We start from the raw sequence: 23,954 nt of genomic DNA, 5'->3' as shown, positions 1-23,954 counted from the left end.
ATGATGTCATCTCACCGTATCCCTACGGTTTCGGTCATCATACCGAACTGGAATTGCGCGCCCTGGCTGCCAGAAGCGATGGGTTCATTGCTGCGTCAGTCATCGCCGCCGGAACAGATCATTGTTATCGACGATGGTTCCAGTGACAGCAGCGTAGCCTGGCTCACGGCGTTTGCGGCCCAGCATCCGCAGGTGATCCTGCTGAGCGGTGAGCGCGGCGGCGTCAGCGCCGCGCGTATGAAAGGGCTCTCTGTCGCAACCGGTGATTTTGTTTACTTCATGGATGCGGATGATTTTGTCTCCACCGATTTGTTCGCCGACTTCCGTCGCGTGCAGGCGCGCCATGAAGATATCGATCTGTTCTGCTTTGGCGCGAAAATGTTTTTTGATGTGCCTGCCGCGCAGCGCCACTATCAAACCATTCACCAGCGTCATGTCAGTGGATTGCTGCCCGGCGGCAGCACCAGTTTACGTACGCTGATGCAGCATCAGTCGGCGCATCGCGTCGTGTGGAGCAGCATCATTTCGCGTCGCTTGATTGATCAACTGGCGCTGCAGTTTCTGCCGATTCAAAACCATGAAGATGCGCCTTACATGTTTGCGCTCTATCTGCAGGCGCGTAACATTTATTGCACCAGCCAAAGCTACTACTACAAACGCTTTATGCTGACGTCGCTGTCGCAAAGTACGCGCGATTTTTCCTATGTGAAAAATTACTTTATTGCGCGTGAAAGCAGCGAACAGTTCCTGCGCGATCGGCAACTGCCGGTGGATGCGGCGTTGCTGGATAGCTATTACCAAACGGTGATGCACAGCTGCCTGGCGCAGATGCGCAAAAATCACATGGTGATCCCAACGGATTGGCAACCGCAGGTGAATCAGCTGGTGCGCAATGTGTTGCAGCATAGCGCGCGTCTGAAGCTAATGTGGTATTGCCCGACGATTTACAGTGGCTTGCAGGCGTGTCGCGAACAGCTTGGCCGCTATTCTGCACGACGCTGATAACGATCAAATTGTGATGCAGTAGAACAATTTACTTTTGCGCCAGCGCACCTTACCATTCTGGCGCACATTTTCCCGTGCACCCCGACTTCCCTGGTTTCCGTCATTGAGGAGAGTGCATGTTATATCCTATCGTCCGGCCAGCGCTGTTTAAGCTTGATCCTGAGCGTGCGCACGAACTCACCTTTCAACAACTGCGTTTTATTAGCGGCACCCCGCTGGAAGGGCTGATTCGCCAGTCGCTGCCATCACGTCCGGTAACCTGCATGGGATTAACCTTCCCGAACGCGCTCGGCTTAGCGGCCGGTCTCGATAAGAATGCCGAGTGCATTGATGCCTTCGGCGCGATGGGCTTTGGTTTTGTCGAAGTGGGAACGGTAACGCCGCTGGCGCAACCGGGAAATGATAAACCGCGTATGTTCCGCTTAGTGCCTGCCGAAGGGATTATTAACCGCATGGGGTTTAATAATCTCGGCGTTGATCATCTGATTGCCAACGTTAAAAAGTCGCGCTTTAAAGGCATTCTCGGCATCAATATTGGCAAAAATAAAGATACGCCGGTCGAGAAAGGCAAAGACGATTATCTGATCTGCATGGAAAAGGTATATGCCCACGCCGGTTATATCGCCATCAATATTTCGTCACCCAACACGCCAGGATTACGCACGTTGCAATATGGCGAAGCGCTGGACGATCTTCTTTCTGCCATCAAATTAAAACAGCAAGAACTCCAGGCAAGGCACCTTAAATATGTGCCGGTGGCGGTAAAGATCGCGCCGGATCTGACTGAAGAAGAATTGATCCAGGTTGCCGACAGTTTGGTGCGTCACAATATTGATGGTGTGATTGCCACCAATACCACGCTTGATCGTTCGCTGGTGACCGGCCTTAAATATGCCGAAGAAATGGGCGGATTAAGTGGTCGTCCGGTGCAGTCACGCAGCACCGAAGTGATTCGCCGCCTGGCGCAAGAGCTGCAGGGCCGCTTACCTATTATCGGCGTCGGTGGTATTGATTCGCTGGTTTCTGCGCGTGAGAAAATTACCGCGGGCGCAACATTAGTGCAGATATACTCTGGATTTATTTATAAAGGCCCGGGCTTAATTAAAGATATCGTGACCCACCTCTAAGACATTTCCCACTTTACTGCGCCGAGGGGTTTATTTATCCCTTCGGCTCGTTTATATTTTGTCCTGCTGATGCATTTTTCAGCTTTTTCTCAGATTTATTTTTTTAATTAAGCGCCGTTTAGCGCAGCGATAAACCACAGGGCAGATCATGAAAATCAAACCTGATGACAACTGGCGTTGGTATTTCGACGCTGATCATGACCGCATGATGCTGGATTTAGCCGACGGCATGTTATTTCGCTCGCGCTTCTCGCGCAAAATGCTGACGCCTGATGCCTTTAATGTCAGCGGTTTTTGCGTTGATGACGCCGCGCTCTATTTTAGCTTTGAAGAACGTTGCCGTCAGAGTGGATTAAAAGGCGATCAGCGTGCGGAATTAGTGTTAAACGCGCTGGTGGCCAGTCGTTTTCTCAAACCCCTGATGCCAAAAAGCTGGCACTTCACGAATCATGCGCACAGCTGGCAGCCAGCAGCGGGCGATATGGTGGCGGTGACGCTGGCTGATAGCGGCGAACAGGCACAACTGTTTGTGGTTGAAAGCGGTGAAAATGCCGCGCTGTGCTTATTAGCGCAAAACGCGCTAACCGTGGCGGGTAAAGGTATGCAGTTGGGTGATGCGATAAAGATCATGAACGATCGTCTGCGTCCACAGCAGCAGGAACAAACCGCCCACTTTGCGCGGGCGGTGTAATCGGCTTACGCCAGTTCGATATCGCCTGCCGGAATACAGCTGCAGCTTAAGATGGTACCATCCGCGCGCACCGCGCTTTTCTTCAGTGCCTTCACTTCACCCGCCACCAACGTCACTTTGCAGCTGCCACAAATCCCGGCGCGGCACGAGTAGGGAATGCGGAAACCCTGCATTTCCAACTGTTCTAGCAGCACTTGCTGATTGTCGCCGCTAAAGCTCGTCCCCTGATAATCGATGCTCACCGCACTGTGGCTGCTGGCGGCTGGCGCCAGCGTTTCGACCACGGCGCCCGCACCGTAAGCGCGTGGGGTTTGCTTCTCGATAATGGTCACCGCATCGCCGACGCGAATAATGCCGCTATTAAGGGCGATCAAATTCAGGCCGAAATCGATATCGCCGCTGCCATCCTGCGCGCTGCGAAAACCCTGCAAGGTCGAGAGCGGTTCGCCATCAGGATGTTTACGGCCGCTTTCGGTACCGACGGTAGTAAACACGCAGCGGCTGCACGGCTTCGGCATCTCAAAGGTGATCTCGCCAATTTGCAGGCGTTTCCAGCTATCTTCTTCCCAGGCGGCCGCGCCGCTCACCACCAGATTGGGACGGAACTGCTCAACGCGCACGCTGGCCGGACAGCGCTGTTGCAGATCCTGCAACGAGGCCATATTCACCAGCAGGTAAGGAAAACCGTCGGCGAAACTCAGTGGCACATGATCAAAACGCTTCACGCGGCGCGTCGGTTGCACGCCGGTCCAGCGCAGCTGCACCGGACGCGGGAAGAAGGTGCTTAACCAGCTGTTGATCGCGTCAGGTGCAATATGCGCGGTGAAATGGTTGCCCCAGACTTCGGTGGGTGACTGCTCAGCAGTGAAATCAGCGAAGCGGATCAGCGCCTGCGAACCATCCGCTGCCTGCAGAAACAGCCCGTCCGGCAGCAGCGCCGGAGTAAAGCGCACCATTTCCGGAAACTGGCGGGCGGTCACGAACGTGCCGTCCCGTTCGGTCACCATAAAGATGCGATCAAAGCCCAGACCGCTTTCCAGCACCTGCGCATGTGACAGTTGCAGACCGCGCATAGATTTAACGGGATGGATGTAAAGGCGTGAAAGCGTAATCATCACCACTCCAAAAAAGGGGTCATAAGTTTTAAAGAAGCTAACTTTATGACATAGCACGCTGATTCGCTATAATGCGCAGCAATTTAAGCAAGAGTAAAAAGTGACGATATGAATTCTCTGTTTGCCAGTACGGCGCGTGGGCTCGAAGAGCTGTTGAAAAGTGAGCTAGACGCGCTGGGTGCGCAGGATTTGCAGGTGGTGCAGGGCGGCGTCCACTTTCAGGCCGACGACCATGTAATGTACCAAAGCCTGCTGTGGAGCCGTCTGGCTTCGCGCATTTTGCTGCCGCTGGGAGAATTTGGCGTCTGGAGCGATCTCGATCTTTACGTGGGGGCGCAAAGTATCCCGTGGACCGAGATGTTCGACAGCAACACCAGTTTTGCCATCCATTTTAGCGGCACCAACGAGGTGATCCGCAACAGCCAGTTCGGTGCGCTGCGCATTAAAGATGCCATCGTCGATAGCTTTACCCGCCAGAATCTGGAGCGCCCGAACGTTGATCGTGAACAACCGGGCATCCGCATCAATGCGTGGCTGAACAAAGATCGCGTCAGCATCGCGCTGGATCTAAGCGGTGATTCACTGCATCAGCGCGGCTATCGCCAGCAAACCGGCGCAGCGCCGCTAAAAGAAACCTTAGCGGCAGCCATCGTGATGCGTTCCGGTTGGCAGAGCAGCACGCCGTTGGTCGATCCGATGTGTGGTTCCGGTACGCTGCTGCTGGAAGCGGCGTTGATCGCCTGCGATCGCGCGCCTGGCCTGCTGCGTACCCATTGGGGCTTCAATCGCTGGAAGAAACATAATCAGGCTGCATGGCAGGAAGTTCATGCTGCCGCAAAAGAGCGCGCGCGCGTGGGTACCGCCGCTGCGACCGCCCGTTTCTTTGGCTACGATAATGACAGCCGCGTGCTGGAATCGGCGCGCGCCAACGCCCGTCGTGCAGGCGTGTTCGAACTGTTCACCTTTGCCCAGCAGGATGTGATTAAGCTGAAGAATCCGCTGGCGGGCAAAGAGATTACCGGCACGGTATTGAGCAACCCGCCGTACGGTGAGCGTCTGGAAAGCGAACCGGCGCTGATTGCGCTGCACAGCCAGCTGGGCCGCATCATGAAGCAGCACTTCGGCGGCTGGAATCTGTCGCTGTTCAGCGCCTCGCCAGAGCTGCTGAGCTGCTTGCAACTGCGTGCCGATCGTCAGTTTAAAGCCAAAAACGGCCCGCTGGAGTGCGTGCAGAAAAACTATCAGCTGGCTGCAACCAGTGCAGAAGGCGGCGCGCAGATCGCCGAAGATTTTGCTAACCGTCTGCGCAAGAACCTGAAGAAGCTGGATAAATGGGCGCGTCAGTCGAATATCGATTGCTATCGTCTGTATGACGCCGATCTGCCTGAGTACAACGTAGCGGTCGATCGTTACGCTGATTGGGTGGTGATTCAGGAGTATGCGCCGCCGAAAACCGTGGACGCGAACAAAGCGCGTCAGCGTCTGTTCGATGTGATCAGCGCTACGCTGAGCGTGCTGGAGATCCCGGCCAATCGTCTGGTAATGAAGACCCGCGAGCGCCAAAAAGGCAAAAGCCAGTATCAAAAGCTGGGCGAGAAGGGCGATTTCTTCGAAGTGCAGGAATTTGATGCGCGTCTGCTGGTGAATCTCACCGATTATCTGGATACTGGTTTGTTCCTCGATCACCGTATCGCGCGCCAGATGCTGGGCAAAATGAGCGCAGGCAAAGATTTCCTCAATCTGTTTGCGTATACCGGTACCGCCAGCGTACACGCCGGTTTAGGTGGCGCGAAAACCACCACCACCGTGGATATGTCGCGTACTTATCTGGAGTGGGCCGAGCGCAACCTGCGCCTTAACGGTTTAACCGGCCGTAATCATCGCCTGATGCACGCCGATTGCCTGAGCTGGTTGCGTGAGAGTGACGAACAGTTTGATTTGATCTTTATCGATCCGCCGACGTTCTCTAACTCTAAGCGCATGGAAGACGATTTCGACGTGCAGCGCGATCACATGATGCTGATGCAGAACCTGAAACGTTTGCTGCGTCGCGGTGGCACCATTATGTTCTCCAACAACAAGCGCGGCTTCAAAATGGATCTCGACGGCTTAGAACGTCTGGGTCTGCAGGCGCAGGAAATTACCCAAAAAACGCTGTCGCAGGATTTCGCGCGCAACCGTCAAATTCACAACTGCTGGCTGGTTAGCCACGCCGGTAAGGAATAAGTTTTATGTCACTGATCAGTATCCATGGCGCTTACCTCTCGTTCAGCGATGCGCCGCTGTTGGATAACACCGAACTGCATATCGAAGAGGGCGAACGCGTCTGTCTGGTTGGCCGTAACGGCGCCGGTAAATCGACGCTGATGAAAATCATCAACGGCGAACAGCCGCTGGATGACGGCCGCATCATTTATGAGCAGGATTTGGTGGTGGCGCGTCTGCAACAGGATCCGCCACGCAACATTACCGGTTCTGTTTATGACTTCGTTGCCGAAGGCGTGGCCGAGCAGGCGGAGCATCTCAAGGCTTATCACGCGATTTCCCATCTGGTGATGGAAGATCCGAGCGAGAAGAACCTGAACGAGATGGGTCGTTTGCAAACCATCCTTGACCATCAGAATCTGTGGCAGCTGGATAGCCGCATCAACGATGTGCTGCAGCAGATTGGTCTGGATGCGGATACCGAGTTGTCTTCGCTGTCTGGCGGCTGGCTGCGTAAAGCGGCGTTGGGCCGCGCGCTGGTGAGCAACCCGCGCGTACTGATGCTCGACGAACCGACCAACCACCTTGATATCGAAACCATTGATTGGCTGGAAACGTTCCTCAAGACATTCACCGGCAGCATCATCTTCATTTCGCATGACCGTTCGTTTATTCGCAACATGGCGACGCGCATTGTCGATCTTGATCGCGGCAAGCTGGTTTCCTGGCCGGGGAACTACGATCTGTTCCTGACCGGCAAAGAAGAAGCGCTGCGTGTCGAAGAGATGCAGAACGCCGAGTTTGACCGCAAGCTGGCGCAGGAAGAAGTGTGGATCCGTCAGGGCATCAAAGCGCGCCGCACGCGTAACGAAGGCCGTGTACGTGCCTTGAAAGCGCTGCGTAACGAGCGCTCTGCACGTCGTGAAGTGATGGGCAAAGCCAATATGCAAGTCGGCGAAGCGGCACGTTCAGGCAAAATCGTGTTTGAGATGGAAGATGTCAATTACAGCGTGGGTGGCAAAACCCTGGTGAAAGACTTCTCTACTCAGGTGCAGCGCGGCGACAAAATCGCCCTGATTGGCCCGAACGGTTGCGGTAAAACCACCTTGCTGCGTTTGATGCTGGATCAGCTGAAAGCCGACAGCGGCCGCGTGCATTGCGGTACCAAGCTGGAAATCGCTTACTTCGATCAGCACCGCGCTGAGCTGGATCCGGATCGTACCGTGATGGATAACCTCGCTGAAGGTAAACAGGAAGTGATGGTTAACGGCAAACCGCGCCACGTGCTCGGTTATCTGCAGGACTTCCTGTTCCATCCGAAACGCGCCATGACGCCGGTGCGCGCCTTGTCCGGCGGTGAGCGTAACCGCCTGCTGCTGGCGCGTCTGTTCCTCAAGCCAAGCAACCTGCTGATTCTCGATGAACCGACCAACGACCTTGACGTCGAAACGCTGGAATTGCTGGAAGAGCTGGTGGATGGTTATCAGGGCACCGTGATGCTGGTGAGCCACGACCGTCAATTCGTCGACAACACCGTGACCGAGTGCTGGATCTTTGAAGGCAACGGCGAAATCGGCACCTTTGTCGGTGGCTATCACGATGCTCAGCAGCAGCGCGCAGCCTATAAGCAGGGCAAAGCCTCGCAGGCTAAACCGGCTACACCGGTGAAAACCGCTGAGAAAAGCGACGCCGCCAAACGTCCGGCCAACAAGCTAAGCTATAACCTGGCACGTGAGCTGGAACAGCTGCCACAAAAACTCGAGCAGCTGGAAACCCGCATCGGTGAGTTGCAGGCTAAAATGAGTCATCCAGATTTCTTCAGCCAGCCACACGATAAAACCCAGCCGGTTCTGGATGCGTTAGCGCAAACCGAGCAGGAGCTGGAAGTGGCGTTCGAACGCTGGGAAGAGCTGGAAGCACTGAAAAACGGCGCGTAATCGGAAGGAGTCAGCATGTGTGCAGCGGATCAAGCGCATCAGTGGAGTCTTTGTCCACAGTGTGATTTAACAGTAAAGCTGCCCGCTGTACCGGTTGGCAGCCGTGCGCGTTGCCCGCGTTGTCACACCACGCTGCAAGCCAACTGGCAGGAGCCGCGTCGACGTCCGACCGGCTACGCCTTTTCGGCCCTGTTCATGCTGGTGCTGGCCAATCTGTTTCCTTTCATCAATATGCACGTCGCGGGATTGAGCAGCCAGATATCGCTGCTCGAAATCCCCCAGGTGATGGATCGCGAAGATTACCGCAGCCTGGCAACGCTGTTTCTGCTGTTTGTGCAGGGCATTCCTGCCTTCTGCATGATCACCATTATTCTGCTGGTCAATAACGTCCGCATGCCGCACAGCCTGCGGCTTGGGTTGGCGCGCGTGCTGTTTCAGCTGCGTAGCTGGGGCATGGCGGAAATTTTTATGGCCGGCGTGCTGGTCAGTTTCGTTAAGCTGATGGCGTATGGTGAGATTGGCCTCGGCAGCAGTTTTTGGCCGTGGTGTCTGTTCTGCGTGTTGCAATTGCGCGCTTTTCAATGTGTTGATCGCCGTTGGGTGTGGCACCGCATCAATCCGTTACCGCCGTTGCCGAAAACGCCGCTGGCCGGTGTTAGCGGCCTCAAGCAAGGTTTGCGTAGCTGTCCGTGTTGTACCGCGATTCTGCCCGCTGACCAACTGGCGTGCCCGCGTTGTGGTGTGAAGGCGCATGCGCGCCGCAAGCACAGTCTGCAGTGGACGCTGGCGCTGCTGATCACCTCGGTGATGCTCTACATTCCCTCGAATATCATGCCGATCATGGTGACCGAAACGCTCGGTTCGCAATATCCTTCGAACATTATGGCCGGGGTAATTTTGCTATGGAGCGACGGTTCGTGGCCGGTGGCGCTGGTGATCTTCATCGCCAGTATCATGGTGCCTTCGCTGAAAATGCTGGCGATTGCCTGGCTGTGCTGGCACGGCAGCGGACGCGGTGGGCGCGATGATGAAAAGATGCACGTGGTTTATGAGGTGGTTGAATTCGTTGGCCGTTGGTCAATGATTGATGTGTTTGTAATCGCCGTTCTCTCTGCGCTGGTGCGGATGGGTCGGCTGATGAGCGTGTATCCTGCGCCGGGCGCGCTGCTGTTTGCCATGGTGGTCATCCTCACCATGTTTGCCGCAATGACCTTTGATCCGCGCCTGCTGTGGGATCGACAACGAGAAACTGAACGTAAGGAGCCGCGTCTTGACGGACAACCATCACGGGACTGCTAAGGTCGACCAGATTAAACGCTGGTCGCCGGTCTGGATTGTACCTATTGTCACGCTGTTAATCGGCGGATGGATTCTTTTTTATCACTTCAGCCATCAGGGCCCGGAAGTGACGCTGATTACCGAGAATGCGGAAGGCATCGAAGCCGGTAAAACCACCATTAAGAGCCGCAGCGTCAACGTCGGTGTGGTGGAAAGCGCGGTTCTGACCGACGATTTGCACCATGTAGAGATTAAAGCGCGTCTTAATTCGGGCATGGAAAAGTTGCTGCAGGGCGACAGCGCATTTTGGGTGGTGAAACCGCAAATTGGTCGCGAAGGCATTACCGGATTGGGCACGCTGCTTTCCGGTGCCTATATCGAGCTGCAGCCGGGCGCGAAGGGCGATAAGCCGGAACGTTATCAACTGCTGGATGCACCGCCGCTGGCGCCGCCGGATGCCAAAGGCATTCGCATAACGCTCGACAGTAAAAAAGCCGGTCAGCTTAATGCGGGCGATCCGGTGCTGTTCCGCGGTTATCGCGTAGGTTCAGTGGAAACCAGCAACTTTGATACCGATAAACGCATGATGACTTATCAGCTGTTTATCTCGGCGCCTTACGATCGCCTGATCACCACCAACGTGCGTTTCTGGAAAGACAGTGGTATTGCCGTCGATATGTCTGCATCAGGCATGCGCGTAGAGATGGGATCGCTCACTACGCTATTCAGCGGCGGCGTCAGCTTTGATGTGCCGGACGGCGCTGAGCTGGGCCGGGCGGCGGAGAACAAGGCGGAATACCATCTGTACGACGATCAGCGCAGCATCCAGGATTCGCTCTACAGTGCTCATACCGATTTCCTGCTGTTCTTCACCGATTCAATTCGCGGCTTGCAGGTTGGCGCACCGGTTGAGTTCCGCGGCATTCGTTTGGGTACGGTGTCACAAGTGCCTTATATGATTCCGGGCGTGAATCAGGCGCTGAATACGGATTATCGTGTGCCGGTGCTGATTCGCATTGAGCCGGATCGGTTTGTTAATCGCCTGGGCGGAGATTTCAATCTTGAGCAGCATCTGCAGGATGGCAAAAAACGCGGTCTGCGTGCGACGCTGAAAACCGGCAACCTGCTGTCTGGCGCGCTTTTTATCGACCTCGATTTCTACGATAACGCACCGGCGTATCAAGGCCCGAATCAGGTGGCTGGCCTGGAAGTGATTCCAACCGTCAGCGGCGGCCTGGCGCAGATTCAGCAGAAACTGATGGCGGCGCTGGATAAGATCAACGGCTTGCCACTTAATCCAGTGCTGAATGAAGCCACAGGTACCTTGAAAGAGAGCCAGCGCACCCTGCAGCGGCTGCAGAAAACGCTGGATAACCTTAATCAGATCACGGCGAATCCGGCGATGAAAACCCTGCCTTCAGACATGCAGCAAACCCTGCGCGAACTGAACCGCAGCATGAAAGGGCTGCAGCCAGGTTCACCGGCTTACAGCAAGCTGGTGGGCGATATGCAGCGGCTTGATCAGGTACTGCGAGAACTGCAGCCGGTGCTGAAAACGCTGAATAGCAAAAGTAACGCGCTGGTGTTTGAGGCCAAGCCGGGCCAGGATCCACAGCCAAAGAGGGCGAAACAGTGAAAAAAGGGCTAATTATCGGGGCGCTGTTGCTGCTGGCAGGCTGCAGCAGCACCATTGAAAATACCTATTATCAGCTGCCTGCGGGCAGCAATGTGGCGCGCGTTGAAAGTGCCGCGGGCACTGGCCAACCGATGATTTGGGTTGAGCAAGTAACGGTACCGGATTACATGGCGGGCAATGGCCTGGTCTATCAGACCAGCGATGTGAAGTACGTGATTGCAGCCAATAACCTGTGGGCCAGTCCGCTCGATCAACAGCTGCAGCAAACGTTGATCAGTAATCTCAGTAAAGCGCTACCTGGCCGCCTGGTTGCCGGTGCGCCGCTGGGCGATACGCACGATACGCTGTCGGTAAACGTTACCGGTTTCCAGGGACGCTACGATGGACAAGTGGTGGTGAGTGGCGAATGGTTACTGCAGCATCAAGGACGCCTAATCAAACATGGCTTTAATCTGACGCTGCCGCAAACCGAAGATGGCTACGATGCGCTGGTACGTACTCTGGCTCTCGGCTGGCAGCAAACCGCACAACAAATCGCAAATAGTGTCGTTTCGCTAAATTAAGATTTGTTCGATGCTTATGCTAAGTCCTTGATTTACTGTAGTGTGATCGCAGTCAAATCAGGGGCTTTTTTTATTGCCTAATCAGCCTGATAGACGATCAACTGACAATTCTACATGGCACTTTAACGTCAAAAACATGACATTGGCGTGAATTTTGCGCATTGACCTTTCTTCGGCATCGGGTTAGAACATTACTGTGGTTGAACATTATATCGCCACTCTTTCTTTCCACCCAGATTCCACCAGACCTGAAATGAGGGAAACGAGGCATGAAGAGACAGAAGAGAGACCGCCTGGAACGAGCACATTCACGAGGCTACCAAGCCGGTATTACGGGCCGCTCGAAAGAGATATGCCCTTATCAATTGATCGATGCACGGTCTCACTGGTTGGGAGGTTGGCGTCAAGCCATGGAGGACAGGTCAGCGGTGGCCTAGCACTGCTGGATGTCTAACATTATGGAAGAAACCTCCGCTGCGTGCGGAGGTTTTCATTTGGAAGGATTAGAAAGCTGAAGTGTCTTTGAACAGACCCACTTTCAAATCGGTCGCAGAGTAAATCAGGTTCCCGTCAACGAAGACTTCGCCATCTGCCACGCCCATCACCAGTTTACGGTTAATCACACGTTTGAAGTGAATTTTATAGGTCACTTTTTTGGCAGTAGGCAGGACTTGTCCAGTGAACTTCACTTCACCCACGCCCAACGCGCGGCCTTTACCTTCTGCGCCCAGCCAGCCGAGGTAGAAACCCACCAGCTGCCACATCGCATCCAGGCCGAGGCAACCCGGCATTACCGGATCGCCAATGAAGTGGCAGTCAAAGAACCACAGGTCAGGGCGGATATCCAGTTCGGCTTCGACGAAACCTTTATCGAATTTACCGCCGTCTTCGGTCATTTTGACCACGCGGTCCATCATCAACATGTTGTTGGATGGAAGCGGCGGTCCATTTTCGCCAAACAGTTCGCCGCGACCCGAGGCAATCAGGTCTTCTTTACTATAGGATTCGCGTTTATCTACCATGTTCTCAATATGCCTTCTTTTAGTGAAGCCCGAATATTAGCGAACAGTTGTACGCTGAGCAATGTTATCAGCTGTGGTTGAACCAGTTGAGCCAACGCAGTGGCCACGGACGCAGGCGAGCTTCCTGCTGGTTCAGCTGGGTAATACGTTCCTGAATGGTGCTAAGCAGAGATTCGCCGCTTTCACTCTGCCAGGCAATGCCGGTCAGCAGCGGCAACGCTTCATCTACGCTCTCAATGGCCCAAAGATGGAATTGTCCGGCCTTAACCGCTTCCACAACATCCTGATTCAGACTGAGATGGCGCGCGTTACTGGCAGGGAAAATGACACCTTGCTTGCCGGTCAATTCACGTGAATGACAGATTTGGAAGAAGCCTTCAATTTTTTCGTTCAGGCCGCCGACGGGCTGCACGTTACCAAACTGATCAACTGAGCCGGTCACCGCAATCTGCTGGTTAACCGGCTGATTAGCCAGCGCACTGATTAACGCACAGAGCTCGGCCAGCGAGGCGCTGTCGCCATCCACTTCGGAGTAGGATTGTTCAAACACCAGTGAAGCGGAGAAGGGCAGCTGTTGCTCCAGCTCCAGCTCGGCAATCAGGTAGGCTTGCATAATCATCATGCCTTTCGCATGGATGTTGCCACCTAATTCGGCTTTGCGCTCCACATCGGTGAACTCGCCATCGCCCGGATGTACCACACAGGTAATGCGCGAAGGTTCTCCCCACGGACGCGGATGGCCTGGGAACTCAACCACCGAAAGGCCGTTGATTTGCCCAACCACTTCGCCTTCGGTTTCAATCATGATCTGATTAAGCAGGATTTCATCACGCATGCGATCGGCGAGGAAGCCTTCACGCCATTGGCGCGCTTCCAGCGCTTCTTTCAACGCTTCGCCATTGATGCTGTCGCCATGCAGCGCCGCTTCTTGCAGCTGGCGACGCAGCCACCGCGGGCAAAGCGGCAACGTGTCTTGATCACCGGTCATGCGTGCTGCTTCGGTGATCAATAATGGCCAGAAATCGGCTTCAGGCTGCGCTAATCCGGCTTGTTCGGCTTGCGTTAGCGTCCACTGGCACCATGACGTCATGTCATCTTCGTCGAGAATTTGTAAGCTCTCTTCGAATTCGCTATACAGCGCCATCTCATGAACTTCGACGTCCATTTCCTGGAAGGCGGCCAGTGCATCACGGTCGCCACACAGTACCAGACGCAGTTGCAACGGTAGCGGGGGAATGGCGACGGGCAATGGTTGACGCTCATCCTGTGAATACCAATCGAAGCGACCTTGCTCAATACACTTACGCAAACGCAGCCACAGCAGCGGCTGTGCCAGTAAAGTGTTGACCGCAAGAATCAACGTACCGCCATTGGCGCGATGCAGTAAGCCCGGTTCAGGCTGCACACGGTCTTTATATTGACGTACGCAACCGAACAACTGTTCAGCTTCAATCCAGTCGGCGAAATGCACGCCGCCCTGGCTGGTGAAGGGGCGATTGATATCGGTTGGCGGTAGAAGACTGACGGTATCGCCCATCACATGATAGTCGCCACCGTAAAGAGAAATCTCATCCGGCTGGAAACGTTGCGCCGCATCGGCGATGCAGGCCAGGTAATCGCTGTTTTCCTGACTGCGTAACAGCAGCAGCGGAAAACCCAGGGTTTGATGATGCAAATGCGCCAGCGCATTCAGCAGACGCGGCTGAACCGCGGCAAGACTATCGCAATCTTCCAGTGAGACGTTCGAGAAAATGGATTGGTAGCGGTCGCTATCCGGCTGCAGGGCTTGCCACGTAATTTGAGTGCTGGTCAAAATATTCGTATTAGTCTGATTTAGGAAAAGCGCGATTATACAGGAATCAACCTGGTTAATCACGGCGGAGTTCCGGCCCGGATTGTGACGGCTGCAACATGTTTTTCCTTGCTGCATCCAGGAAAAAAGCTGTTATTCTTAGTTTGTTACGTGATCACGATGAGATTCCGATGAAATACCAGCAACTCGAAAATCTTGAAAGTGGATGGAAGTGGAAATACCTGGTGAAAAAGCATCGGGAGGGTGAACTGATCACCCGTCATCTTGAGCTTAGTGCGGCGCAAGCTGCGGTCGATACGTTGTTGTCGATGGAAAACAGCCCGGTTGAGGTTAACGAGTGGATCGCCCAGCACATTCATCCAGATTTGGAGAATCGTCTCAAGCAGACGATACGTGCACGTCGTAAACGTCACTTTAATGCTGAGCATCAGCACACGCGTAAGAAATCGATCGATCTGGAATATCTGGTGTGGCAGCGTCTGGCAGGATTGGCGCAGCGTCGCAGTAATACGCTGTCAGAAACCATAGTTCAGTTAATTGAAGATGCTGAACGCAAAGAGAAGTACGCCAGCCAGATGTCTACGCTGAAGCAAGATCTGCAGGCGATCCTCGGAAATGGTGGCTCGGAAAAAGAGTAGAATCCCTTTTTCGTTCTCATTACATTCAGCCATAAAAAAACCCCGCCTTAGCGGGGTTTTTTACTGCGTGATAACTTAAGCCTGTGGCTGAGTTACAACGTCTTTGATACCTTTCACGTCAATTTCAACGCGACGGTCTGGCGCCAGGCAGTCGATCAGGGCATTGCGGCCTTTCACGCTGTCACAGGTGTTGCCAGTAACTGGGTTGGATTCGCCCATACCGCGTGCAGAGATCTTGTTAGAAGGGATACCTTTAGATACCAGGTAATCAACTACAGATTGCGCGCGCTTCTCAGACAGTTTCTGGTTGTACTGCTCTGAACCGATGCGATCGGTGAAGCCCAGTACTACAACAGAGCCGTCTTTCGGATCCATTGAGCTCAGCTGGCTGTACAGCTGATCAAGAGCCTGCTGACCTTCTGGCTTCAGAGTAGATTTGTTGAAGGTGAACAGAACGTCAGACTTCAGGGTGAAACGCTTGGTTTCAACAACTGGCGCTGGAGCTGGAGCCGGAGCTACAACTGGCGCTGCATCTTCATCCTGACCGAAACGGTAAGAAACGCCTACGCTCAGCATGCTGTTGTCTGGACGTGCACCAACGGTACCTGCGTCACCGATGTTGTTAACCCACTGGTAGTCCAGGCGAGTTGCCCAGTTTTTGGTCAGTGCGTATTCAACACCAACAGCAGCCAGCGGAGAAACGCCGGTGTCGTGGTCGCTGATGCGAACGCCGTTGTTGTTCTGAGTTGAATCAGCACGCCATACCATACCACCCAGACGGGTGTAGACATCGAAGTCTTCGGTAATTGGGTAGCTCAGTTTAGCAGCCAGCTGAACGCCTTGTGCTTTGAACGCGCCGTTGATGGTGTCGCCTTTGTTAGGCATACGGCCCAACCAGTCGTAGCCCAGCTCGAAGCCCAGGTACGGGTTAGCCTGATAACCCAGGAAAGCACCAGCACCCAGCTGAGATTCGTGAGTTGGACCGTCGTTGTTCGCGTAACCGTTACCGTAGTAACCAGTATCGTGATACTGAGACCAGCCCAGTTTAGCACCGGTGTACCAAGTGTTATCTTTAGGTGCGGCCTGCGCTACGGTAGCGAAGCCAGCCAGTGCCACTGCAATTGCGATAGCTGTCTTTTTCATTTTTGCGCCTCGTTATCATCCAAATAGGCAATGAGCAAAAAGGTTGCTCTTTGTGTTAATCCTTCGCCGGGTCTAAACGCTCGCTTTTGACTCTACCGAAAAAACGGAGGTTATTGAGCACCCTGGCGAGCTAAAGTCTACAACGAGATTGGAAACTTACAAGTATGATGTGACGCCGGGCAGCAAAAAAACAGCGATTTATACACACATTTTAACAAATCATATGGCTAAATCTTCGGTATTAGAAAACAAAAAAGCGTCTAAGCCATTGTCATAGCTGGCGGGAAAAGAATCAGTAGCTTAGATGCAACTTTTGCAAAAAAAATGCTGAGAAAATTCCTGGATTTACTTAATGAAACAAATCTGAGGGAATTTTTGACGCATTAGGTTGTCTGGAATGAGCATATTGACGTCCCTGTGGACGCAAAATCAGACCGAGTGCTTCACCTTCCGCCGCTGCTTGTTCCAATTCTAAACGCTCTTCATCACTCAATTCGTACGGAATCCAGGCAAGCACGACGCTGTAGTTACCTGTACGTAATGCCTTCACCATACTTTCAACGGTGTTAAAACGCTCAGATTCGGTGATATGCATACTCTTTTCTAACGGCAATCCCGACTGCTGCATCCAGCTACGATTTAGCTTATGAGCCGGAGTGAGCCACAGCTGCCAGCGCGATTGCTCGCTCAACTGTTTTAGTACCGGAAGCAGCATAAGTTGCATCATTTCAGGTTGTTCGCTGGAGCGCAGTTCAGTGATTCCACCCAGCGAAGGTTGCGCTAAGCCAGGTGAAGCGAAACGGTGTGAACGATCAGCAGGGCCAGAGAAATGAGTACGCATAATTTAATCACTCAGTAATGAACTGTATGGATGTACAGTAATGACTTCCTGGATAAAGATCAACCTCAATTTCTGAAAACGCCTCGCAATTTCTGCACAAGATCCCGCACTCCTGCTTTTATTCATTGAACAGCTAAATCGTTTTTTTTATCTTCTAACCAGATGAATCTGCGAGCTTTTATAGGAAATTTCCCGCGCATGGAATCCATTGAAGGGGGCGTTATGAAGAGATATAACCCGGTAGTTGAGCAATCGAAAGCGCAGTTGGCGGCATTAGGTAAAATTGAATCACGTACGCAATTTGGGGGGTATGCGCTGACTATTGAGAAGGTGATTTTTGCTTATATCAATGAAGATGCGCTTTATCTCCGAGCCAGCGAGGCGCTTCACGTCTATAACGCACAGCGTTCACTCGAACCGCTGATTTACCGCAAGCGTGGCGTGCCGGTGACCTTAAGCTACTTCAAAGTAGATACACAGTTATGGCAAAACCCCGAACAATTATTGCAGTTATCGGCTAGCTCATTGCGCGCCGCACAGGAGGAAGCGGCTACCAGACTTGTCTCGCTGCGATTGAAAGATCTGCCGAATTTAAGCCTGCGACTGGAGCTAATGCTGCATAAGGTGGGGATCAGTTCGGTGCGGTTGCTGTGTGAAACAGGATCGCGACAAAGCTGGCTGAAACTACGCGCGGTGAATAAGCACATTGGGTTAAAAACGCTGCTGGCGCTGGAAGGTGCAATATCAGGACATCATGAGGCGGCGTTACCCAGCGCCATCCGGCAAGAGCTCTATGCCTGGTATTTAAAAATGCTCCGCCAGCATGCGGCGGCGGAGCATCAGCAGCCTTAATCGTTGACGAGGGTGCGGCGTAGACGGGCAATTTCGGGCAGCAGCGCGACCAACAATCCCAATTGCTGAATCACTAATGGTGCGCGTGTATCCGGGCTGTTTTTCATCTCGCTCATGCGCTGCATTAGCGCCTGCTGCATCTCTGTGGCTTGCGTATCCGTAACCTGATCGATCTGCAGCACATCTTCTATGAAGCAGACCGCGTCATCCAGTAAGGTCAGCAAGGTACTATCTGCCAGCTGTTCGCGATGCGCTCCCAGCGCCGAGATATAGCTGAGGAAGGAGTGGTTCAGACACAGCAGTCGAAACGCATTCTCACGTAACGGTTGTTGTAGCTTAAGTTCACCACTGATGTTTGACACCACTGACGCTAGCTCAGCATCGGCGTTATGCGCATCGCGACGTGCCACGCGATAAGCCAGGCGATTGTCCTTGCCTTGATGGTATTGCTCCATAATCGCATCCAGATAGCGGCAGTTGGCATCCAATGTTCGATCGGCAACGGCGGTGATTTTGCGAAAACGCCAGTCAGGCCAGACAAAAGCCACCGCTAGCCATGCCAGGCCACAGCCAAGCAAGGTATCCACCACGCGCGGTAGCGCCACTTCAAAGCCTTCGCCGAGCAAATTGAAGCACAGCAGAACCAGCAAGGTGATAAACAACGTGGCTTGTGCATATTGAATCTGGCGGAATGCGAAGAACAGCACGCCGCTCAGCACAATCAGCACCAGTTGACCTTCAATCGAGGGCACCAGCCACAAGACCGGCAAACCGATGGCGATGCCGGCTAAGGTACCGCCGATACGCAAGGCGAGGCGGCGTCGGGTGGCGTTGTAATTGGGCTGGCAGACGAACAGGCTGGTCAGCAAGATCCAGTAACCGCGATCGACGCCGGTGATTTGAATAAAGGCGTAGCCAACACACAATACCAGCGACATACGCACTGCATGGCGGAACAGGGCAGATTGTGGGCTGAGATGGCGACTCAGGCGTAAGCGGATATCCGCCCAGCCGCTGAGCCCTTCGCGTGACAGATGGTGATCGCTCTGCGGGGACGGTTCGGCCAGCATCTGCTCTGACTCAATCGATGCCAGTTGCGCATCAATGGCACGCAGATTACGCAGCAGCCAGAACAGTGCGTGAATGTGTGGATCCTGCGGCTCGTTCTGCTGAAGGCGTTGCAGCGCGGTTTCCAGCCGTTCAAAGGTGCGTTCAAAATGGCTGTCGTGATGCCACGGCTGACGCAGCAAAATGGTCTCCGCCAGTTGCCGACACGCGCGCGCTTGCATGTTCATCAGGCGCTGGAAACGGAACAGCACTTCGTTGTAACGCCAGTTATCACGCAGCAAATGATATTGCAGATGCGAGGAGCTGGCGCGTTCATGGATATCCTGCGCGACAAAATAGTAGTGCAGGCTGCGACGCGTGCTGCGTGAACCGCGGTCGCCACGCAAACGACTTTGAATGGTGCTTTTAGTGAGATTGAGCTGGGCCACCAACTGGCTGTTGACCATCGCCGTGGCAACCAGCGTAGCGTCATCCTGATCGCCGCCATCGGGATCAAACAGGTTTGCTTTGGCTTCAAGATAGCGCGCCAGCTGGGAAAAACTGCCTGCCAGCTGTTCCTGCACCGGACGCACCGGAAACATCAAATGACCAACAAAGGTCAGCAAGTTGTACCAAAGGGCACCGATCAACAGCAGCGCTGGCTGCATCCACCACTGTGGGAACAAGCTGATGCCCAGCATGGTATAAACCGCAATCAGCAGCGCACCAAAGGCGATGGTGGCATAACGCTGTCCCAGCGCACCGAGCAAAATAAAGCCCCAGCTGGAAAGCGCCAGACCCAGAGCAAACGCCCACGGATGGGGGAACAGCAGTTCCACCGACACCGAAGCAATACAGAAACACACCAGGGTGATCAAAAGATTGCGTACACGCCCAATCCAGCGATCGTCGAGATCCGCCAGCGCCGCGGCGACCACGCCGAGCGTCAGCGGAATGGTCCACTCGATTTGGTGCAGCCACCACGGTACCGCCGCGCATCCGGTTAAGGCAAAGAAGATGCGCAGCAAGTAGCGCAGGCTGCTGTTAAACAGATAACGTCGCCAGCCTGGCAAGGCGTCATGAATCATTGAACGGCCTCAGTAGCGGCGACGCGCATTGGCTTCACGCGCAGCCTGCGCTTCTTCAACGGAGACCACGCGACGGCCAACCGGCCACAGCGCAATCGCGGCAATTTTGAAGTTGGCGATGCCAACAGGAATGCCGATGATGGTCAGACACTGCACGATACCGGCCGAGATATGCGCAAGACACAACCACCAGCCAAACAGTATCAGCCAGAAAATGTTAAGGAAGGTGCCGCCGGTATTCATCACATGGCTTTTACTGTCGGGACGCAGCACATCGACATGCACCGCTTCGTTGCCAAAGGGCAGCAGAGACAGTTTGGTGATTTCCCAGCAGGAACGCGTCAACGGCAGCGTAAAAATCAGCACGATGCTCACCAGCGTGGCAAACAGCCAGCTGAGGGTGGTGAAAAAGCCGCCGAGAATGAAATTAAGAATGTTAAGTACGGTACGCATAAACGTGTTTTTCCTTTTGCAATCCGCAATATGTGGCGCCAAGTTTAGCTCTTTTTAAGGCTGGAGCGCCAAGAGTCTGACAGGTAAACTGCGCGATATCGAATTCCACATGACGGTGCGGACATGGAACTGAAAGCAACATCAATGGGTAAACGTCTGGCACAGCATCCCTATAATCGGGTGCGCTTGCTGGCCGCCGGCGTGGAAGTCAGTGGCGATCGCCATGAATATCTGATTCCGTTTAACCAGTTGCTCAACATTGCCTGCAAACGCGGCATGGTATGGGGCGAACTGGAGTTTCTGCTGCCAGATGAGAAAGTGGTGCGCCTTCATGGCACCGAATGGCAGGAAACGCAGCGCTTTTTCCATTATTTGCAGCACGCCTGGCAGCAGTGGAGCCAGGAGATGAGCGAGGTGAGCGCGGAGGTGCTGGTCGCGCTGGAGCAGGAAATCCTCGCCTTCACCCAACAGGATCGCTGGTTGAAACGTAGTGAGCTGAGCGCGGTAAAAGAGAGCATTACACGCCAGTTTTCTGCCTTGCCGTTGCCTCTCGCGCGTATTGCCGAGTTTGACAACTGTCGTGAGCGCTGGGAATTCTGCCAGCAATGGCTGGAGCAAGGTGAAGCAGCGATCCGCCAACGCAATCGCCAATGGACCAGCAAGATCCTCAGCGACTATCACGAATTCTTCTCCACCGTTGAAACCACGCCGCTCAATCCATCGCAATGCGAAGCTGTAGTGAATGGCGAAGACGCGCTGCTGGTGCTGGCGGGCGCGGGCAGTGGCAAAACCTCGGTGCTGGTGGCGCGCGCCGGTTGGCTACTAAAACGCAAGCTGGCGCAAGCGGATCAAATTCTGTTGCTGGCGTTTGGTCGTCAGGCGGCAGAAGAGATGAATGACCGTATTCAAACGCGCCTTGGTGAAAGCGCGATTCAGGCGCGTACCTTCCATGCATTGGCGCTGCATATCATCCGCGAAGGCAGTAACAAACAACCGGTGATCAGCAAGCTGGAAAGCGACAGCAAGGCGCGGCGTCAGTTGCTGATAGAGACCTGGCGTGAGCAGTGCAACAGCAAGAAAGCGCAGGCCAGCGGCTGGCGTCAGTGGTTGCAGGATGAGCTGGAGTGGGAGATTCCCGAAGGTCCCTTTTGGCAAGATGACAAACTGGCGCAGCGCATCGCATCGCGCATGGAGCGCTGGCTGGGCTTGATGCGCATGCACGGCGGCGCGCAGGCGGCAATGATCGCGGATGTGGCAGAAGCGCAGCGCGATAATTTCAGCAAGCGTGTCAAACTGATGGCGCCACTGTTAAAGGCATGGAAAAGCGCGCTGAAAGAGGAGGGCGCGGTCGATTTCTCCGGGCTGATTCATCAGGCGATTGCCATTCTGGAGAAAGGGCGTTTTATCAGCCCGTGGAAGCATATTCTGGTCGATGAGTTTCAGGACATCTCACCGCAGCGAGCCGCACTGCTGACGGCGCTGCGTCAGCAAAACAAGCGAACCAGCCTGTACGCGGTGGGCGATGACTGGCAGGCAATCTATCGCTTTAGCGGTGCCGAAATGAGTTTGACCACCGCGTTCCATCACTATTTCGGCGATGGCGATCGCTGCGTGCTGGATACCACCTATCGCTTTAACGATCGTATTGGTGAGATAGCCAATCGCTTTGTACAACAGAACCCGCATCAGCTGCGCAAGCCGTTGAACAGCTTGTGCAAAGGTAATAAAAAATCGGTGACTTTGCTGCCGCAGGATCAACTGGAAGCGCTGTTCGATAAACTGAGCGGTTATGCCAAACCCGAAGAGCGCGTACTGCTGCTAGCGCGTTACCACCATTTGCGGCCGGCAATCCTCGATAAAGCTAAAACGCGCTGGCCAAAGTTAAAGCTGGATTTCATGACGATCCATGCCAGCAAAGGACAACAGGCGGATTTTGTTATTGTATTGGGGCTGCATCAGGGACGCGACGGTTTCCCGGCACAAGCGCGGGAATCCATCATGGAAGAGGGTTTGCTGCCGCAGCCGGAAGATTTCCCGGATGCGGAGGAGCGACGGCTGGCGTATGTGGCGATGACGCGTGCGCGCCAGCAGGTGTGGCTGATGTTCGATAAAGATCGGCCTTCGGTATTTGTCGAGCACCTGCGCGAATTAGGTGTGCCACAAAGCCGTAAGGCCTGATGATTAGGGTTTCAGGCGTTCGGCGAGATAACGCTGATAGTCTGGAATCTGAATCTCAATCTGTTGGGCAAACTTCGGTGACTGGATAATAAAATCTGCGGTGGTGCGGTTATTGGCCACCGGGATATTCCACACCGTGGCGAGGCGCAGCAGCGCTTTGACATCTGGATCGTGCGGCACCGCATTCAGCGGATCCCAGAAGAAAATCAGCACATCAATTTTACCTTCCGAAATCAACGCCCCCACTTGCTGATCGCCGCCCATCGGGCCGCTTAGCATGGCGTTAACATCCAATCCGGTATGACGATTAATCAGATTGCCGGTGGTGCCGGTAGCGTACAACACATGCTGTTGCAGCGTGCTTTGGTTGGTTTGCACCCACTCCAGCAGCGAGGCTTTACAGTGATCGTGTGCAACGAGGGCGATATGTTTCTGAACCTGAAGGGTACGAACGGTCTGCTCCATAGGGCTTCCTGTTTCTTCTCATGCATTATGTGTTAATGCAGGAGTTTACCCCTGGCGTTTCATCACTATCAACTTGCGCGTAAGGTTTTCATCCAGCTAATAAAACGCAGACGTGTGGCGGCATCAAAACGCTTGAACCAGCCATGCAAAGAGGGAAGATCGCTAACGTCTTGCCAGGCGTAATCCAGATTCAACTGCGCCTCGCTGGCGCTCAGCGAATGTAAGGCAAAACGCGGAACCGAAGCGGCGTGGGCATCACGATTATAATTCACCATCGCCTTTTCGAAATCGTTATCACCTGGCTTCGGCAAATGGTCGCGCAGGCTGGTGATTTCTATGCCGCGTTCATCAATCAGTTGAAAGTTGAGGGTTTTGTCGAAGGTGGTACGTTCACGACGATTAGTGAGCGCAGGCAAGCGAATTGCCACCGAATGGGCATTGGCGCTGAAAGTGACAATCATCGGCACGGATTGAAAGTGCGCGGCGTCAGTGCCCGGTTTTTCCACACGAAACAGAAACTGATGCTGCCCACGATCCAGCTCAAGGCTGCCTGCGCCTTTCAACAGCGAACCAGAAATTTTACGCCCGTCCAGCACCAGCAGTTCGATCTCGGGATCGAGCTTGAGAGTGATGGCCTGGCATGAGGCTGATACGAGCAACAGCAGTAAACCCGTAGCAGTTAAAGACAGCTTCATTTCAACTCCCGGCAGAAGGGGGTAAATCGATTATGTGTAGCAAAGTATTACATTATGGCAGTAAATTTACATTTTTACATATTTATTCGTGCTGCTGCGCAAAGTTCTGGTGACCAACAGTTGCAGCCTGATGCGCAATGCCATCTACACTTAAGCGAATGA

The 23,954-nt window shown here is 54.0% G+C and carries 21 protein-coding genes; 12 read left to right on the top strand and 9 right to left on the bottom strand.

The genetic code is table 11. The features are described from left to right. The 3 genes from ACVLVH_RS15995 (at position 1) to ACVLVH_RS15985 (ending at position 2,823) form a co-directional block, all read left to right on the top strand. A complete protein-coding gene (locus tag ACVLVH_RS15995) occupies positions 1-1,002 on the top strand; it encodes a glycosyltransferase family 2 protein (RefSeq protein ID WP_225614528.1) in 1,002 nt (333 codons plus the stop codon). A gap of 119 nt (positions 1,003-1,121) precedes the next feature. Then, positions 1,122-2,132 (top strand): quinone-dependent dihydroorotate dehydrogenase, encoded by a 1,011-nt coding sequence (pyrD, locus tag ACVLVH_RS15990; RefSeq protein WP_210080565.1) that lies wholly within the window; start codon positions 1,122-1,124, stop codon positions 2,130-2,132. Between the two features lie 148 nt (positions 2,133-2,280). Continuing rightward, positions 2,281-2,823, top strand: a complete 543-nt coding sequence (locus ACVLVH_RS15985; protein ID WP_101760931.1) for a cell division protein ZapC — start codon at positions 2,281-2,283, stop codon at positions 2,821-2,823. 5 nt (positions 2,824-2,828) lie between these two features. Here the strand turns inward: ACVLVH_RS15985 and ACVLVH_RS15980 are convergent, their stop codons facing one another. Next, positions 2,829-3,938: a YcbX family protein gene (locus tag ACVLVH_RS15980; protein ID WP_192413836.1), complete on the bottom strand. Its 1,110-nt coding sequence runs from the start codon at positions 3,936-3,938 to the stop codon at positions 2,829-2,831. A gap of 108 nt (positions 3,939-4,046) precedes the next feature. On the opposite strand from ACVLVH_RS15980, the gene rlmKL reads away from it, so the two are divergent. From rlmKL to rmf, 6 genes are all read left to right on the top strand, one after another. Beyond that, positions 4,047-6,164 (top strand): bifunctional 23S rRNA (guanine(2069)-N(7))-methyltransferase RlmK/23S rRNA (guanine(2445)-N(2))-methyltransferase RlmL, encoded by a 2,118-nt coding sequence (gene rlmKL / locus ACVLVH_RS15975; protein ID WP_192234381.1) that lies wholly within the window; start codon positions 4,047-4,049, stop codon positions 6,162-6,164. A 5-nt stretch (positions 6,165-6,169) separates the two neighbouring features. Then, positions 6,170-8,080 (top strand): ABC transporter ATP-binding protein, encoded by a 1,911-nt coding sequence (locus ACVLVH_RS15970; RefSeq protein ID WP_137385513.1) that lies wholly within the window; start codon positions 6,170-6,172, stop codon positions 8,078-8,080. Positions 8,081-8,095: 15 nt separating this feature from the next. After that, positions 8,096-9,379: a membrane integrity-associated transporter subunit PqiA gene (gene pqiA / locus ACVLVH_RS15965; RefSeq protein ID WP_192413834.1), complete on the top strand. Its 1,284-nt coding sequence runs from the start codon at positions 8,096-8,098 to the stop codon at positions 9,377-9,379. Beyond that, entirely contained in the window at positions 9,351-10,994 is a 1,644-nt protein-coding gene (gene pqiB, locus ACVLVH_RS15960) for an intermembrane transport protein PqiB (RefSeq protein ID WP_192413831.1), read from the top strand. The genes pqiA and pqiB overlap by 29 nt, the downstream gene beginning before the upstream one ends. Then, positions 10,991-11,557, top strand: coding sequence for a membrane integrity-associated transporter subunit PqiC (gene pqiC, locus ACVLVH_RS15955; RefSeq protein ID WP_101760925.1), 567 nt, complete (start codon positions 10,991-10,993; stop codon positions 11,555-11,557). Before pqiB ends, pqiC begins: the two co-directional genes overlap by 4 nt. A gap of 269 nt (positions 11,558-11,826) precedes the next feature. Beyond that, positions 11,827-11,994 (top strand): ribosome modulation factor, encoded by a 168-nt coding sequence (gene rmf, locus ACVLVH_RS15950; RefSeq protein WP_071531634.1) that lies wholly within the window; start codon positions 11,827-11,829, stop codon positions 11,992-11,994. A 66-nt stretch (positions 11,995-12,060) separates the two neighbouring features. Here the strand turns inward: rmf and fabA are convergent, their stop codons facing one another. Further along, a complete protein-coding gene (gene fabA / locus ACVLVH_RS15945; protein WP_101760924.1) occupies positions 12,061-12,579 on the bottom strand; it encodes a bifunctional 3-hydroxydecanoyl-ACP dehydratase/trans-2-decenoyl-ACP isomerase in 519 nt (172 codons plus the stop codon). A gap of 67 nt (positions 12,580-12,646) precedes the next feature. Next, a complete protein-coding gene (locus ACVLVH_RS15940) occupies positions 12,647-14,509 on the bottom strand; it encodes an AAA family ATPase (RefSeq protein ID WP_498949715.1) in 1,863 nt (620 codons plus the stop codon). 53 nt (positions 14,510-14,562) lie between these two features. Here ACVLVH_RS15940 and matP point away from each other — a divergent pair, with 53 nt between their 5' ends. Beyond that, positions 14,563-15,030: a macrodomain Ter protein MatP gene (gene matP / locus ACVLVH_RS15935; RefSeq protein WP_008101445.1), complete on the top strand. Its 468-nt coding sequence runs from the start codon at positions 14,563-14,565 to the stop codon at positions 15,028-15,030. A gap of 75 nt (positions 15,031-15,105) precedes the next feature. On the opposite strand, the gene ompA is transcribed toward matP, so the two are convergent. Together ompA and sulA are read right to left on the bottom strand one after the other, a co-directional pair. Then, positions 15,106-16,173: a porin OmpA gene (gene ompA / locus ACVLVH_RS15930; RefSeq protein WP_192413827.1), complete on the bottom strand. Its 1,068-nt coding sequence runs from the start codon at positions 16,171-16,173 to the stop codon at positions 15,106-15,108. A gap of 349 nt (positions 16,174-16,522) precedes the next feature. Beyond that, positions 16,523-17,014 (bottom strand): SOS-induced cell division inhibitor SulA, encoded by a 492-nt coding sequence (sulA, locus tag ACVLVH_RS15925; RefSeq protein ID WP_101760921.1) that lies wholly within the window; start codon positions 17,012-17,014, stop codon positions 16,523-16,525. Positions 17,015-17,236: 222 nt separating this feature from the next. On the opposite strand from sulA, the gene ACVLVH_RS15920 reads away from it, so the two are divergent. Next, positions 17,237-17,866, top strand: coding sequence for a TfoX/Sxy family DNA transformation protein (locus ACVLVH_RS15920; protein WP_101760920.1), 630 nt, complete (start codon positions 17,237-17,239; stop codon positions 17,864-17,866). Here ACVLVH_RS15920 and yccS read toward each other — a convergent pair. Continuing rightward, positions 17,863-20,001, bottom strand: coding sequence for a YccS family putative transporter (gene yccS / locus ACVLVH_RS15915; protein WP_192234372.1), 2,139 nt, complete (start codon positions 19,999-20,001; stop codon positions 17,863-17,865). The two genes, ACVLVH_RS15920 and yccS, sit on opposite strands and share 4 nt — an antisense overlap. Before the next feature lie 9 nt (positions 20,002-20,010). Further along, on the bottom strand, positions 20,011-20,454 hold the full coding sequence (locus tag ACVLVH_RS15910) for a YccF domain-containing protein (RefSeq protein ID WP_008101434.1): 444 nt from the start codon (positions 20,452-20,454) through the stop codon (positions 20,011-20,013). A 123-nt stretch (positions 20,455-20,577) separates the two neighbouring features. Between ACVLVH_RS15910 and helD the strand changes: the two genes are divergently transcribed. Further along, complete coding sequence (gene helD / locus ACVLVH_RS15905) at positions 20,578-22,632, top strand: DNA helicase IV (protein ID WP_192413825.1); 2,055 nt, start codon at positions 20,578-20,580, stop codon at positions 22,630-22,632. A gap of 3 nt (positions 22,633-22,635) precedes the next feature. On the opposite strand, the gene ACVLVH_RS15900 is transcribed toward helD, so the two are convergent. Together ACVLVH_RS15900 and ACVLVH_RS15895 are read right to left on the bottom strand one after the other, a co-directional pair. Continuing rightward, positions 22,636-23,097: a methylglyoxal synthase gene (locus ACVLVH_RS15900; RefSeq protein ID WP_101760917.1), complete on the bottom strand. Its 462-nt coding sequence runs from the start codon at positions 23,095-23,097 to the stop codon at positions 22,636-22,638. A gap of 68 nt (positions 23,098-23,165) precedes the next feature. After that, the gene (locus ACVLVH_RS15895) at positions 23,166-23,792 is read right to left on the bottom strand and encodes a YccT family protein (protein ID WP_192234368.1); all 627 of its coding nucleotides are present in this window, start codon (positions 23,790-23,792) and stop codon (positions 23,166-23,168) included. Positions 23,793-23,954: the final 162 nt, after the last annotated feature.

The sequence above is a fragment of the Kluyvera sp. 1366 genome, from assembly GCF_054823405.1.
This window is presented reverse-complemented; position numbering and strand designations above follow the sequence as displayed.

What these genes read in the sequence shown, in the direction of transcription:
- ACVLVH_RS15900 (WP_101760917.1), bottom strand. Translation starts at nt 23,097, where the DNA reads ATGGAGCAGACCGTTCGTACCCTTCAGGTTCAGAAACATATCGCCCTC.
- ACVLVH_RS15995 (WP_225614528.1), top strand. Translation starts at nt 1, where the DNA reads ATGATGTCATCTCACCGTATCCCTACGGTTTCGGTCATCATACCGAAC.
- fabA (WP_101760924.1), bottom strand. Translation starts at nt 12,579, where the DNA reads ATGGTAGATAAACGCGAATCCTATAGTAAAGAAGACCTGATTGCCTCG.
- ACVLVH_RS15895 (WP_192234368.1), bottom strand. Translation starts at nt 23,792, where the DNA reads ATGAAGCTGTCTTTAACTGCTACGGGTTTACTGCTGTTGCTCGTATCA.
- ACVLVH_RS15910 (WP_008101434.1), bottom strand. Translation starts at nt 20,454, where the DNA reads ATGCGTACCGTACTTAACATTCTTAATTTCATTCTCGGCGGCTTTTTC.
- matP (WP_008101445.1), top strand. Translation starts at nt 14,563, where the DNA reads ATGAAATACCAGCAACTCGAAAATCTTGAAAGTGGATGGAAGTGGAAA.
- ACVLVH_RS15970 (WP_137385513.1), top strand. Translation starts at nt 6,170, where the DNA reads ATGTCACTGATCAGTATCCATGGCGCTTACCTCTCGTTCAGCGATGCG.
- yccS (WP_192234372.1), bottom strand. Translation starts at nt 20,001, where the DNA reads ATGATTCATGACGCCTTGCCAGGCTGGCGACGTTATCTGTTTAACAGC.
- pqiA (WP_192413834.1), top strand. Translation starts at nt 8,096, where the DNA reads ATGTGTGCAGCGGATCAAGCGCATCAGTGGAGTCTTTGTCCACAGTGT.
- rlmKL (WP_192234381.1), top strand. Translation starts at nt 4,047, where the DNA reads ATGAATTCTCTGTTTGCCAGTACGGCGCGTGGGCTCGAAGAGCTGTTG.
- ACVLVH_RS15985 (WP_101760931.1), top strand. Translation starts at nt 2,281, where the DNA reads ATGAAAATCAAACCTGATGACAACTGGCGTTGGTATTTCGACGCTGAT.
- ACVLVH_RS15940 (WP_498949715.1), bottom strand. Translation starts at nt 14,509, where the DNA reads ATGCAGCAAGGAAAAACATGTTGCAGCCGTCACAATCCGGGCCGGAAC.
- rmf (WP_071531634.1), top strand. Translation starts at nt 11,827, where the DNA reads ATGAAGAGACAGAAGAGAGACCGCCTGGAACGAGCACATTCACGAGGC.
- pyrD (WP_210080565.1), top strand. Translation starts at nt 1,122, where the DNA reads ATGTTATATCCTATCGTCCGGCCAGCGCTGTTTAAGCTTGATCCTGAG.
- ompA (WP_192413827.1), bottom strand. Translation starts at nt 16,173, where the DNA reads ATGAAAAAGACAGCTATCGCAATTGCAGTGGCACTGGCTGGCTTCGCT.
- ACVLVH_RS15980 (WP_192413836.1), bottom strand. Translation starts at nt 3,938, where the DNA reads ATGATTACGCTTTCACGCCTTTACATCCATCCCGTTAAATCTATGCGC.
- sulA (WP_101760921.1), bottom strand. Translation starts at nt 17,014, where the DNA reads ATGCGTACTCATTTCTCTGGCCCTGCTGATCGTTCACACCGTTTCGCT.
- ACVLVH_RS15920 (WP_101760920.1), top strand. Translation starts at nt 17,237, where the DNA reads ATGAAGAGATATAACCCGGTAGTTGAGCAATCGAAAGCGCAGTTGGCG.
- helD (WP_192413825.1), top strand. Translation starts at nt 20,578, where the DNA reads ATGGAACTGAAAGCAACATCAATGGGTAAACGTCTGGCACAGCATCCC.